11 protein-coding genes and 1 pseudogene are annotated in these 13555 nt (G+C 63.4%); 4 read left to right on the forward strand and 8 right to left on the reverse strand.

The genetic code is table 11. The features are described 5' to 3' along the window. Positions 1-215: 215 nt before the first annotated feature. Both LK12_RS16680 and LK12_RS16685 read left to right on the forward strand, forming a co-directional pair. On the forward strand, positions 216-1391 hold the full coding sequence (locus tag LK12_RS16680; RefSeq protein ID WP_052223516.1) for a sulfotransferase family protein: 1176 nt from the start codon (positions 216-218) through the stop codon (positions 1389-1391). Continuing rightward, positions 1388-2674, forward strand: coding sequence for a hypothetical protein (locus tag LK12_RS16685; protein WP_039286434.1), 1287 nt, complete (start codon positions 1388-1390; stop codon positions 2672-2674). Before LK12_RS16680 ends, LK12_RS16685 begins: the two co-directional genes overlap by 4 nt. Positions 2675-2686: 12 nt before the next feature. Here LK12_RS16685 and LK12_RS16690 read toward each other — a convergent pair whose 3' ends face one another. The 3 genes from LK12_RS16690 to LK12_RS25200 form a co-directional block, all read right to left on the reverse strand. Further along, positions 2687-3292: a TetR/AcrR family transcriptional regulator gene (locus tag LK12_RS16690; protein WP_039286435.1), complete on the reverse strand. Its 606-nt coding sequence runs from the start codon at positions 3290-3292 to the stop codon at positions 2687-2689. 333 nt (positions 3293-3625) lie between these two features. Further along, on the reverse strand, positions 3626-5935 hold the full coding sequence (locus LK12_RS16700) for an outer membrane protein assembly factor BamB family protein (RefSeq protein ID WP_052223517.1): 2310 nt from the start codon (positions 5933-5935) through the stop codon (positions 3626-3628). Between the two features lie 19 nt (positions 5936-5954). Then, complete coding sequence (locus LK12_RS25200) at positions 5955-6236, reverse strand: SDR family NAD(P)-dependent oxidoreductase (protein ID WP_039286439.1); 282 nt, start codon at positions 6234-6236, stop codon at positions 5955-5957. 284 nt (positions 6237-6520) lie between these two features. Here LK12_RS25200 and LK12_RS16710 point away from each other — a divergent pair, with 284 nt between their 5' ends. After that, positions 6521-7081, forward strand: coding sequence for a TetR/AcrR family transcriptional regulator (locus LK12_RS16710; protein WP_039286441.1), 561 nt, complete (start codon positions 6521-6523; stop codon positions 7079-7081). A gap of 249 nt (positions 7082-7330) precedes the next feature. After that, positions 7331-8056 (forward strand): hypothetical protein, encoded by a 726-nt coding sequence (locus tag LK12_RS16715; protein WP_156135526.1) that lies wholly within the window; start codon positions 7331-7333, stop codon positions 8054-8056. A 130-nt stretch (positions 8057-8186) separates the two neighbouring features. Here the strand turns inward: LK12_RS16715 and LK12_RS16720 are convergent. From LK12_RS16720 to LK12_RS16740, 5 genes and pseudogenes are all read right to left on the reverse strand, one after another. Beyond that, positions 8187-8609: pseudogene (locus LK12_RS16720) on the reverse strand (IS5 family transposase); the annotation flags it as partial. 451 nt (positions 8610-9060) lie between these two features. Continuing rightward, positions 9061-10539: an aldehyde dehydrogenase gene (locus LK12_RS16725; protein ID WP_039286447.1), complete on the reverse strand. Its 1479-nt coding sequence runs from the start codon at positions 10537-10539 to the stop codon at positions 9061-9063. A 55-nt stretch (positions 10540-10594) separates the two neighbouring features. Continuing rightward, positions 10595-11404 carry an HpcH/HpaI aldolase/citrate lyase family protein gene (locus tag LK12_RS16730; protein WP_039286449.1) on the reverse strand — a complete coding sequence of 270 codons (810 nt, stop codon included), beginning with the start codon at positions 11402-11404 and terminating at the stop codon, positions 10595-10597. Next, complete coding sequence (locus LK12_RS16735; protein WP_156135527.1) at positions 11404-12234, reverse strand: FAS1-like dehydratase domain-containing protein; 831 nt, start codon at positions 12232-12234, stop codon at positions 11404-11406. Before LK12_RS16735 ends, LK12_RS16730 begins: the two co-directional genes overlap by 1 nt. Next, entirely contained in the window at positions 12231-13553 is a 1323-nt protein-coding gene (locus LK12_RS16740) for an MFS transporter (protein ID WP_052223518.1), read from the reverse strand. Before LK12_RS16740 ends, LK12_RS16735 begins: the two co-directional genes overlap by 4 nt. Between the last annotated feature and the right edge of the window lie 2 nt (positions 13554-13555).

Consider the following 13555-nt stretch of genomic DNA (forward strand, 5'->3'; position numbering starts at 1 on the left):
ACAATATCTGTCGAACATACGCCGGTAAGTAAACTTGACTTCAAAGGAGAAGAACCTTCTAAGATACAGGAATAGTGGGAAAATAAGTCGGTGCCATCTCCTCCTCTCTGAGGGTTTGAATGACATATATTTTGCAAATGCCAAAATTTGTGATTGAAAGGTGTTGTTGGTTGCGCGAGTGATCGGGAGTGCTTTGAACGAGAGGGGAGCCCAACTTGAGCCAAAATGAACTGTGCGCCGAAACCATCATGACTCTGGCGGAACGCGAAAGCGGGGGCTTCGGACTCGCTGATGCAGGCCTGTGCGGGCGCGTTGCCTACATGATCAGCTGGATCAACGCGCGGGGCCCCTACACGCCTGACCAGACAGCCGCCATGCGCCTGCAGATTCAGCACTTGCTGGCGAACCGGTTGAGCCTGGAACTGGACCGGCTCCGCTTTCCGCAGATACCGCAGGAGGGCATCGACCGTCCCATATTCGTCATCGGCTTCGCGCGTTCCGGTACGACCTTGCTGCAATGCCTCTTCGCGCAGCATCCGGAAATCCTTACACCGCGCGCCTGGCATTCCCGCTGGATCTCTCCGCCGCCGGGTGCCGGGCCGGTCGCGCCGGGCCGCATCGCTTACGTCGAACGGCAGTTCGACCAGTGGCTCGACATGTGTCCGGGCTCGCTCCAGATCCATCCATACGCCGATGGCGGGGCGTACCAGACGATCGAGGACGAAGAGCTGTTCACGATGGATTTTCGCAATGCCTATCCGTCCATGCTCTATCGCGTCCCGACGCTCGATGTCATGGTGCTGCTCGGAGACGATGCCGCAGAGGGCTTTCAGTTCCATCGCAAGGTTCTCCAGCACCTCCAGTGGAATACCGGCCACTCGCGCTGGGTGTGCAAGAGCGGCAGCGCGCAAGGCAACCTGGAAGCGCTGTTCGAAGTCTACCCGGATGCGATTTGCGTTTGGGCTCATCGACCGATAGCGGACATCTACGCCTCCAATGTCACGGCGAGGGCCGGTTCGTTCGATGCTATCAACGGTGGCGCGATCGACTGGGCTTCGCAGGCCCGCGAGCGCGCCGAACAGATGAAGGCGGGGATCGACAAGCTGATGGCGAGCCGCATGATCGATGATCCGCGCGTCATCCATCTGCCCTTTCGGGAGCTGTCCGCCGATCCGGTCGCGGCGATCCGCCGCATCAGCGATCGTGCCGGTATCGAGTTTACGCCCGCATTCGAAGCCAACATGCGGGCATGGCTGGAGGACCCCGCCAATCGCGTCGACCGGTATGGCCGTTATCCTTATTCCTACGAGGCGTTCGGCCTCGACAAGGCGTGGATCGAAGAGCTGTTTGACGGGTACAGCGAGCGCTTCGGCCTGAAGGTTGCCGCATGACTGCCAGCGAACTGGCGCACAGCGCCTATTTTCTTTCCAGCCGCAATCCGGTCGCCAATGCCGACCAGCGCGATCTGGAGCAAGTCGCGCTTCGCCTGCGCACGCACCCGGCGGTGGAGCGCGCACGCAAGGTTTCCGGCGTGCTCTGGCGTAATGTCATGGCCTGGCCGGCGGCCGAGCAGATGGATCGGTTCGAGGAAGCCATCGACGAAGTGGTGTTCAATTTCGTCTTGCGGGCAGTAAACAGCGACGGGCACTATCCGCGGGTGCTGCGCAAGATGCAGCCGGCGCACCGCTGGTTCGGCCATGACATGCCTGGGTCGCGGTGGGGCGGGGACAGTCCCGACTTTTGTTATCGCCTGATCCCGATCGAGCATGGCGGGCGCTATCTGGTGACCGCCACGCCCACATGCGAACGGCCGCCAAGCGTCACCTTCACGCTGATGAAGAACATGCCTTCCCTCCAGACCGTGGGCCTGCTCGACAGCCTCGACCTGAAAACGGAAAGCGATGGCCGGCTCATCATCACTATCGACGAACGGCCGGAGAGGGTCTTCCATAACCATCTGCAGACAACGCCCGGTGACATGCATTTGCTGGTCCGCGATGCACAGGGAGACTGGCTGGCGCAGACGCCATGGGCATTGCGCGTGGAAAAGCTCGATGGCCCACAGCGCGATCCTCTGGGCGATGACGCGCTCGCCCGGGAGGCCGCAAGGCAGATCATGGAGAGCATGTACTACGTTTACTACTGCACCCAGTCCGGCTCGGGCCAGGCGCCGAATGAGTTGCGGGCACCGGCTTCGTCCGCTGCGTTTGGCGGCATGGCGACGCAGTGGGGCAGCAAGAGCAATGTCGTGCTCGCGCCGGATGAGGCCCTGATCGTCACGACCACGTCGGCCGGTGCGACGTTCCGCAACACGTCGCTATGCGACATGTTCTTTCAGACCGTTAACTACTGGTCGCGGACAGGCTCGCTGAATGCGGATCAGATGGCCGCCGACGCGGACGGGCGTTTCACCTATGTCGTCGCGCATCAGGACCCCGGTGTGCACAACTGGCTCGATACCGGCGGGAGAAGGCGGACCATCTTTGGCCACAGGTGGCAGGCCTTCGAACGCGGCAAGATTGCCGAAACGCCGACGATCAGCAGCCGACTGGTCAAGTTTTCCGATCTGGAGCGCGAATTGGACAGCCGGGTTGTCCGGATCGACAGCGCCGGCCGCAAGGCGCAGATTGCGGCCCGCATGGAAGGCTTTGCCAGCCGGTTCATCGACGACTGAAGCGGTGGCTGCCTAACCTGACAGATGATGCCAGACAGGCCTGCCTGCACTGATATCGTCGATCAGGCGCTCCATCAGCGCTCGAGTTTCTTCGTGGCCGAAAGACAGGCCCGTTTCTCCCTGCATGGCCAGCTGCGTACCGACGCTTGCCAGAAGGATGATCAGCGCACTGACCGGGATTGGCGGTTCTATGCCCTTCATCGCGAAGTGGCGGGACAATGCACTGTGCTGAATGTCGCGGAAGATTTCTGCTTCTTTCGTCATTTCGGCGCGGATCGCGCTGCGATGGTTGGCCAGTGCCATGAACTCGATCGTCAGCTTCACGTGAGAACGGTCGCAGCATTGCTCCCAAAGCACGGCCAGTGGATCATCGGACCGCAACATGTCTGTTGCCAGAACGATCATCCTGTCATGACGGCGGCGGTGCAGAGCGATGAACAGGTCTTCCATTGCCGGAAAGTAGTAATGGACGAGTTGCGGCTTCAGATCGGCCCTGGTTCCGACGCGCCGCGACGTGACAGCCGCATAGCCATCCTCGATCATGATCTTTTCAGCCGCGTCCAGCAGCATGCGGCGCGTATCTGAACTGGCAAGTCCGATCCTGCGCTGTCTCGCCATATGAACTGCTTTCCTGACTCAACATATGATCGAGGGCTGCATGTGGTGCAGAGAGCGTAGATGCGCAATCGACAGTTGAATGGCAAGGTTGCAGCGGGACGATTGTCTCCTGATCTGGGGCTCTATGGATGTCCTGGTGGATGACTGGGCCGAACTGACCGCTGCGGTAAAGCATCTCCGCCCAGTTGAGGCCGAAGGCGCCCACGCGCAAACGCACTTACCCGGTCCCAGGCTCGCCAACAGAGACATCGTCGACTGGCAGAACCTTGGGAACACCGAACTCATGGAAGCGGACGATGCGGGCCATCCAGGTCTCTCCCTCAGATGCCGGGCTTATTTTTGCGGCAAGGCATAGGCCATGATCGCGCTGGCGTGCGGCCCCGGAATCGAGAAGTGCCCGCCCGCCGCGATCACCACGTACTGCCGGCCAGTCTTCGGCGAGACGTAGCTGATCGGATTGGCCGCCCCGACTGCCGGCAGCGTGGCGCTCCACAGCTCCTTGCCGTTGGCGATGTCGAACGCCCGCAGCGTCCGGTCCTGGGCTGCCGCAATGAAGGTCAGGCCACCGCCGGTGCTGACCGATCCGCCAAAATTCGGCGCGCCCATCAGCAGCGGCACATGGCTGGCAAGACCCAGCGGTCCCGATCCCGCAGCGGTACCCAGCGGCTTTTCCCAGACCAGCTTGCGCGTGGCGAGGTCGAACACCGAGATCGTGCCGAAGGGCGGCTGCTGGCATGGCACGAAGATGGGCGAGAGGAACGGGAACGACTTGAAGGCATAGGGCGTCCCTTCCTGCGGGAAGGTGATGACCCCGCCTTCGAAGCCGCCCTTGGCCACTTCGCCCGGCTTGCGCCGTTCGAGCCGGTTGAGGTTGGCAAGGCGCAGGGCGTTGACCACCATCAGACCGCGCTGCGGATCGATCGAGACGCTGCCCCAGTTGATGCCGCCGCCGACCGCCGGATACGTGATCGTCGGCTTCATCGTGATCGGGGTGAAGTCGCCCTTGTAGTTTGCCCGGCGGTACTGGATGCGGCAGGCCATTTGGTCGAGAGGGGTGATGCCCCACATGTCCTCTTCCTGCAGACGTGGACCGCTCACCGAAGGGAAGCCGGTGGTGTAAGGCTGAGTCGCGGCCGTCCATTCGCCTTCCACGCCGCCCTGCGGGACCGGCTTCTGCACAACCGGATCGATCGGCTTGCCGGTGCGCCGGTCGAGCACGAAGATCTGTCCGCGCTTGGTCGGCACGATCAGTGCCGGAACCTTGTCGGGTAGATCCACGGCAACCGGCTGCGCGGCGATGTCGTAATCCCACAGATCGTGGTTCACCGTCTTGAAGCGCCAGCGCATCTGCCCGGTCGCGACATCGATGGCGACGATGTTGTCGGTAAAATCATCCGCCACCTCGGAGCGGAAGCCGGAGAAGTAATCGGGCGGGCTGTTGCCCGTCCCGACATAGACGAGACCCAGCTTTTCATCCCCGCTGAACACGCCCCAGGCATTGGGCGTGTCGCGCGTATAAGTCTCGCCGGGCTTCAGCAGCGCCTGCCCCGGCCGCCCCGCGTCCCAGGCCCAGCGCAAGGCGCCGGTCTCTGCGTCGTACCCCCGGATGACGCCGGAGGGAGAGTCGACCGAACCGAAGTCCGAAATGCTTTGCCCGACCACGACGACCCCGTTCACCACGGTCGGAGGGGAGGTTGGAAGCGCATCTTCGATATGCTTCTTGCCCATGCCTACGCGCAGATTGGCAATGCCATTCCTGGCGAAGCCGCTGCAGGGGCCCCCAGTATCGGCATCGATCGCGGCGAGTTGTCCGGCTGCGGTCGTGATAAACAGCCGCCTCGCGCATTCGCCCGCCTTCGCCGATGCGTAATAGGCCGCGCCCCGGCACTTCCAGCCCTGGAACGGCGAGTCCTTCGGCAAGGCCCGGTATCGCCAGACCTCCTTGCCCGTGTCCTGATCGAGCGCGGCCATGGTGCCGCTCTCGAGGCACATGTAGAGACGCCCGTCCATGGCGATGGGGGCGGCTTCGAGGCTCACCAGCGGCCCTGGCGGGACATCGGAGTCATACCGCCAGGCCAGCTTCAGCTTGCCGACATTGCCGGTGTTGATCTGGTCCGTGGCGGCATATTTGAGCCCGCCGGCGTCCTTGCCCCAATGCTGCCAGGTTCCATCCGCGCCGGCGAGTGCAGGGACGGAAGCAGCCCCCGGCAAGCCGCTCTCGGCAGTCTGCAAGCGGATGATGGTTCCGCCCAGCAACGCCAGCGCGAGAACTGCCGGAAGCCCGGTCCACCAGGCCGGCGCACCCGTCGCGCGGCGGACCGCCGGCAGCAGGAACAGGAGCCCCACGAGCGCGGGACCGCCCAGCCTCGGCATCAGCGCCCAGGGATCGAGCCCGGCTTCCCAGAGGCTCCACACCAGCGTTCCCGCCAGCATCGCACCATAGACGGCGGCGGGGTAGCGCGCGCGGCGCAGCAGACCGTAAGCCGAGACAAGCACTGCAAGCCCCGCGGGCAAGTAGTAGAGACTACCGCCCTCGGCGGCGAGCATACCGCCGCCCACGGCCAGTGTCGCCCCCACAAGGGCCAGGAATGCGGCAAACGCCGCTATTCCGATCCGCGCCATCACCTTGGTCTCCTTGGTCATTTGGGGCGCTCCGGCCTGCTCAGAGCTTGAAGCCGCCACTGGCCTCGATGTGCTGCGCCGTCCCCCAGCGCTCCAGGGGCGAAGCCAGGAAATAGACGACGTCGGCGATTTCCTCGGGCTGGCCGAACCGGTCGAGCGCGGTGAAGTCCGTCACCTGCATCGAGGCCACCGGATCCTCTACGATGTAGGCGTTCGTCGCCACCTGAGCGCCCGCCTGCGCAAGTCGGCGTGCCATATGAACGCCAAGCCCGCGGCTAGCGCCGGTGACGAGCGCCATGTTCCCTTCCAGATCTCCCGACATGCCTGCTGCTCTCTCTACTTTATCGAAGGCTGTTTGCCTGTTTTTTTTCTTGCGCATCCGCAGCTTAAACGGCCGCCGTTGCCATGATGCGGACAGGTACTCGTTGTGCCCGCACTCTTCCGCCCCGTGAAGCTCTCCGCGCAGTTCCGGCAGAGGTGATACTGTCTCAGGCACATCCCTTTGCGGTCATTCACGAATCCCCCGCGATCGCTCCATCGATGGTGAACATTGGTTCACTACCCTTTGGGTTCCTTGGCTGTCAATCACATGCTAGCGGTCAGGCCATGTCGTCAGCCCCCAGTTCAGGCCCTCGCAGTTCCACCGATACGAAAGCCCGCATCCTGCGGGTCGCGCAGGAGGTATTTTCCTCGCGGGGCTATGCGCAGGCCGGTCTGCGCAATATCGCCGCGAAGGCAGGCGTCGCACCGTCGCTGGTTATCAAGTACTTTGGAACAAAGGCAAAGCTGTTCGAGGAAGCACTGGTTGCGGCGATCATCCCGATCCGTCAGTTCCAGCAGGATCGCGCCACGCTGGGCGAGACCATCGTCGCCTCCATCGTCGACCCGGACGCACATATGTTCGCTCCGGCGATGATCGCACTGGCTCTTGGCGATGGCGAAGCGCGGCAGATCGCGGAGCAGGTCGTCAAGGACCAGATCGTCGCGCCCATGGCCGATTGGCTGGATGGCGAAGATGCGGGAGCCCGCGCCCTCAACATCCTGGCGATGACGACGGGCTTCTGGATCTACCATCGCAACATGAGCTCGCTGCTCGATGCAAAGGAGATGAAGCGTTCGGCCGCCTTGCTGACGCAAACCCTGCAGGACCTCGGCCAACCCGGCTAACCGCTGCTGACGGCAATTTTGCAGGTGGCAACTGACACGACGGGAGTTTAGCAACCGATTAGGTGCACAAACGTGCACCTAATCGGAGAAGCGGCTGGCAGCGACCTGGACCCCGACCGACGACTTCACGCTCTTCGGCGCATTGCGTCGGGGTCGTTCATCATGACGTCACCGCCCGCGCCCGGAAAGGACAACTCGCTCGGAGACGAGAAGGTGCCCTGTGGCGAAATCGGCATCAGGGCCCGCGCATTGAACAAGAAAACGGCCTTCTATTACTACAAGTTCGAAGGCCTGCAGGTGGGCGCCAACACGATTGCCCCCGATACCGGCAATACGCTGATCAAGACGGTCAACGCAGCATCGGCGAAGGTCTATGGCGTGGAATTCGACGTTAGCTATTGTCCGCCGTCGATCAAGGGGCACAATCTGCGCCTTGCAATCAACTGGAACCTTGCCCGCTTCCAGGACTTCAGGGGCGCTACTTGCGACAACGGCCAGACGATCAGCGACGGCTGCAAACTTGTTGTGGATACCGCGACCGACAGGTTCGTTCCGGTTCCCGCGGGCCAACTCGCCATGGCTCGCGACCTTTCAGGCACGCGCCTCCGACTGGATGATCAACGGCGGCTTCGACTACGAGCTGCCCGTAGGCGCTTCGCATACCTTGAGCTTCGGCTCGAGTCTGCAGTACTCGTCGAGCCACCAGACCACGCTCGGCACCCGCTCCGACTCGCTGCAGCGCGCCTTCGCCAAGCTCATGCGATCGTGAATTTCAAGGCGGACAGCGGTGCACGGGAACTGTCGGCGATCGGCAACAACCTGACCAACAAGTACACGACCGCAACTGCACGCTGTTCGATACGGCCGGCGACAACGTGCTGGCGATCTCGTCGCCGGGCCTTTCCGCGTCACCGACCGATCAGCCGGAAGCAGCCTGCATTCCCGACCGTGGCAGCGAAATCTTCCTTAGCCTGACAATGCGCCCGACGTCCTGATAAGACTTTGCTAGCCTAACGGCGCATAGCCGCACAGCTTGAACCGAAGTTTCTGGATGCCTTGAATCCAAATGGTGAGAATATGAGGGGCCGCCGGTCAGGGCATCCGCCTAGGCCGTAGAATCATAAGAGCGCAGCAACAGCCGCATTGAGGCGAGTTGAACCATGGCGAGGAAGTTCTCCGCCAGTTTGTCATAGCGGGTGGCAACGCGCCGGAAGTGTTTCAGCTTGGAGAAGAATCGCTCGATCAGGTTGCGCTTGCGGTAGAGCCATGTGCTGACGTAGGGTTTCGACCGCCGGTTGACCTTGGGTGGAACGTTGGCAAACGCCCCTTTTTCGCGGAGGGGTGTGCGGATACGGTCTGCATCATATGCTTTGTCCGCCAGCACGATTGTTCCGGCACCAACATAATCAAGCAGATCGTCAGCGGCCTCACCGTCATGACTTTGTCCGGCCGTTAGGCTCAGTCGGATCGGGAGACCTTGCGCATCGACGACCGCGTGGATCTTGGTCGTGAGCCCGCCTCGGGAACGCAGGGACGGACGTGAAATGACATAGTCCCTTATCCCACATTTCATTGATTTTATAAAATGTGGGATAATTCCCGTATGTGTTTGGCCTGCCACCAGAAAAGTGGTGCGGTTTGGATTCGGACAAGGGTAGGCGCTGTCAAAAGGATGGCGGGGCAGGGGGGCTGCTAACCGATACTCCGGTCGGCTCCCGTCACAGCAAAAATCCTGACACAGATCCTGACATATCTGCGACGCTAGGTTCTCCGAGCTTCAGGGTGTGATCGTGGATCGTGCTCTTGCCAAAACGACACATGCCGATTTGGGCGTGCATTAACCAGACGGCGTAGCAAGGGCACAGCAGATACGAGGTCACTCGGGCAGACTGTACTGCGGCAATTCCTGCCAGCATCAGGAATGCTGGGTGTCTGACGCGCACATTCTCGTGAACAGTGCGGCGAACTAATGAATCGGACTAGAATTTCATCGAGAATGGATCGCGACGATCGCCTGAAAAGTCGATGAACGCGGTCTTGGTCTGTGTGAATTCGAGGATGCCAGCTTCCCCGCGGACACGGCCGAAGCCCGAATCCTTCATGCCGCCGAACGGGGCCTGAGGCGCCGCGACGCGGTAGGTGTTCACCCAGACCACACCGCTGTCGATCGCCCGCATCATCCGCATGCAGCGGCTGATGTTTTCCGACCATACGCCGCTCGCCAGGCCATAGGCGGTATCGTTGGCGATCTGGATGGCTTCCTCCTCCTCCTCGAAGGGAATAATCGAGAGGACCGGACCGAACACCTCCTCGGAGGCGACCTTCATGTCGTTGCGCACGTCCGCAAAGATGGTCGGCTCGACGAAGAAACCCTTTTCCAGCCCAGGTCCATCCGCAGGTCCTCCGCCAGCCACGAGCCGCGCGCCGTCGCCCTTGGCCTCCTTGATGAACGAAAGTATCTTGTTGAACTGGGGTTCGTTGGCCGCCGTGCCCATTTCGGTTTCCTTGAGGCGCGGGTCGCCCATGCGGATATGTTTTGCCCGAGCGGCAAGGCCTTCGACCATGCGGTCATAGATGCCGCGCTGCACCAGCAGGCGCGAGCCGGCGATGCAGGTCTGCCCGGTCGCGCCGAATATCCCTGCCAGCGCCCCGATCAGCGCGCGGTCGAAATCGGCATCGTCAAAGACGATGTTGGGCGACTTGCCGCCGAGTTCCATCGTCACCGGCTTGAGGTTGGCACCCGCCGCCTGCGCGATCAGCTTTCCGACGCCCGGACTGCCGGTGAAGCTTACCTTGTCGATCCGGGGGCTGGAGGTCAGCCAGCGGCCGACGTCGCCGGCCCCGGTCACGACCTGCACGACGCCCGCCGGAAAGCCCGCCGCTTCGCAGATCCGGGCAATCTCCAGCGTAGTCGTGGAAGCGTGCTCGCTGGGCTTCAGGATCACGCAGTTTCCGGCAGCCAGCGCGGCGGGAAGCGTGTTCGTGAGGATCGCGACGGGTGAGTTCCACGCCGTCACGCAGGCCACCACACCATAGGGAACGCGCATGGTCAGTTCGAGCGTGTCCTTCTGGTCGAGCGGCACCACGTCGCCGTGGAGCTTGTCCGCCCAGGCGGCAAAGTACCGGAAGATGCGCGCGGCATAGCCCATCTGGTTGTGGGTCTCGCGGATCACCTTGCCGTTGTCGGTGGTCTCCAGCAGCGCGAGGCGATCGGCATCGGCGTCGATGAGATCGGCGGCCTTGTTGAGCAGCCTTGCGCGTTCGCCCGGCGTGGTCTTGCGCCACACGCTGTTGAACGCGCGCCGCGCTGCGGTTATCGCATCCTCGACGTCCGTTTCCGTGGCAACCGCGACCTGCCCGTGAATCTCCTGGTTGAACGGGTTTATGGCCGGCATCGTCTCGCCTCCGGACGCAGCGCGCCAGGTGCCGTCGATGAAGAGCTCGTAGTTTACGTTCATCTTTCTCTCCAAAACTCAATAGCCTGGGTACGCAGATCGATGCCCTCTTGCGGCCTCAGGGTACACTGCGGGCCCAGCGCACCATCGCGATGTCCACCATCTTGCCGTCCAGCACGCCCACGCCGTCGGGGGCGGCTTCGAGGATGCGTCGCGCCCGCGTGCGCTCCGCCTCACTGGGCGAATAGCCGCTATTGATCGGATCAATCTGCGACGGGTGGATCGCGGCTTTGCCGTGGAAGCCGACCGCTTTGCCCGCAGCGCAGTCCGCTTCGAGACCTGCGGGACGGTCAATGGCAAAGAACGGGGAATCGATGGCCACCACGCCGCCGCAGGCTGCGGCGTTGACGATGGCGGCGCGTGCGTGATCGGGCTGGAAGGTTTCCACCTGCTGGCCCAGGTCGGCCGCATAGTCCGCAGCCCCAAACATGAGGAAGGCGAGGCGCTGATGCACCTGTGCCAGTGCGGCGGCTGCGGCAACGCCGCGCGCGGATTCCACCAGCGCTCCGATCCTTGCGGGGGAGCCGGCATCGTCGAGCACCTGTGCCATTAGCGCGATCTGCGCGGGCGTTTCCGCCTTGGGCAGCAGGATGTAGTCGGGCGCTGCCGGTGCCGTGGCGAGCATCGCCAGATCGAGCAGACCACAAGCGCGCGACAGCGGATTGATCCGGACCGTCACGTCCTGCGCCACGCCCTGCCGGGCAGACAGGAATGCGGCGACATTGGCGCGCGCGGCATCCTTGTCTGCCTCGGCGACGGCGTCCTCCAGATCGAGGATGAGGCTTTCGGCTGCCGTGGCACCGGCCTTGGCGAAGCGGTCGGGCCGCGAACCGGGCGTGAACAGCAGGCTGCGCGGGACGGATGCCATCAGGCCGCGCCCGTACGGACGGCGGCGACCATGTTCTTTGCCTCACCCTGCTGCGTCCAGATCTCGGCGCCATCGGCGTTGGGGGCGCCGCAGACATGCAGCATGGCGCCGTCGAAAGCAGGTTGTTGGCCACGGAAATCGAAGCCGGTGACGGGCGCGGACAGGTTCGCCGTGGCAAGCCGCATCAGCAGTGTGGCCTGCAGGGGGCCGTGGACGACAAGGGCCGGATAGGCTTCCTCGCCCATCGCGTAGGGGCGGTCATAGTGGATGCGGTGGCCGTTCATGGTCAGCGCGGAATAGCGGAACAGCAGGACCGTATCGGGATTCACGCTTTCCACCCACGGCACGGCGGGTGCGGGGGCAGGCACCGGGGCGGGCAGGGTTCTGGCCGCGGGTTCGCGATAGACCAGATCCTGCTCCTCGCTCACGGCAAGGCCATCGCCGCCGTCGAGTTCGTGGCGCACGGTCACGAAAACCAGCGTACCGCTCTTGCCGGTCTTTTCCTTGATGGTGGTGATCGTCGAGGTCTTCGTGACCTGCGCGCCGAGGATGAGCGGCTTGTGGAAGCTGAGCCTGCCGCCTGCCCACATGCGGCGGGGCAGGGGAACGGGAGGCAGGAAGCCGCCCTTGGCCGGATGGCCATCGGTGCCGAGGCCGGCGGGGGGCTTCACGTCCCAGAAGTAGAGCCAGTGATGCAGCAGCGGTATCGGATCGCCTGGCTTGAGCGCGCCTTCGCCGCCGAGCGCCACGTCGAGCGCATTGCTGCGCGCGGGCTCCAGAACGTCGGTCACGGTCTGGTTGCGGCCGATCCAGTCTTCGAATTCGCTCACGCTGTCTGTCCTTGTTGCATGTCGACGGCCGCGCGGCTGCGGCCGAATAGAGTTCCGGCAAGAGTGGCAAGGCCCGCCGTCAGCAGCAGCACACCGGTCGTCTGCGACGAGCCCTGCACGACGAGAAGCTGCGCGATGAACGGCACCGCCGCACCGCCGAGAATGCCGCCGAGGTTGAAGGCGAGCGAAACGCCGGTGTAGCGCGAACGCACTGGAAAGAGCGTCGCCAGCCAGCTGCCCAGCGGTCCGTTGTTGAAGCCCAGCACCAGCATCGCGGCACACAGGGTCTCCCCGGCGAGCGTCAACGATCCCGATCGCAGGCCCGCCTCGAACACCGTGCCGACGGCGATCGTCGCGCAGGCACCGCCCGCAAGAACCAAGCGCGATCCGATGCGATCCGCCAGGATGCCGGCGAGCAGGATCCCCACGACGTAAAAGCAGTTCGCGATCATCTGCAGCATCAGGAAGTCCGCGCGCGCAAAGCCGATCTGGTCGACCGCCAGCGCCAGCGCGAAGGATGTCGCGAGGTAGAACACCGCGAAAGTCGAGACCACGCCCGCCGCCCCGGCGAGGACCTGCAGGCCATGGCGCCCAATGATCTCGAACAGCGGAATGCGGACCACCTCTTCCTTGTCGAGCGCGGCCTGGAATTGGGGCGTCTCCTCGATCTTCAGGCGGATCCACAGGCCAAGCATGACGAGCACAGCGCTGCCCAGGAATGGGATGCGCCAGCCCCAGGCCATGAACTGGGCATCGTCGAGCAGGACGCCGAGCAGGAGAAACACGCCGTTTGCGGCAAAGAAGCCTATCGGCGAGCCGAGCTGCATGATCGAAACGAAGCGCCCCTCCCACCCGGAAGGCGCATGTTCGGCAGTGAGCAGCGCCGCACCGCCCCATTCGCCGCCCAGTCCGAAGCCCTGTCCGAAGCGCATCAGGCACAGCAGGGCAGGCGCGATCCAGCCCGCCGTCGCATAGGTAGGCAGCAGGGCAATGGCGAATGTCGACAGACCCATCATCAGCAGAGAGACGACCAGCGTCGACTTGCGGCCCACCCGGTCCCCGAAATGGCCGAAGGCGATGGCACCGACAGGCCGGGCAAGGAACGCAAGGCCGAAACTGGCGAAGGCCAGCAGTGTCTGCGCGGCGGGGGAGGAGGCGGGAAAGAACAACGGACCGAACACCAGCGCGGCTGCGGTGCCGTAGATGAAGAAGTCGTAGAACTCGACCGCCGTCCCCATCAGCGCGGCTGCGAGCACGCGCCGCTTGGCCCGCATCGGGCCGTGGCCGGCTTTCGCCAACGTCGCAGGCGCGCCCGGCATCG

The organism is Novosphingobium malaysiense, assembly GCF_000802225.1.
Classification (GTDB): Bacteria; Pseudomonadota; Alphaproteobacteria; order Sphingomonadales; family Sphingomonadaceae; genus Novosphingobium; species Novosphingobium malaysiense.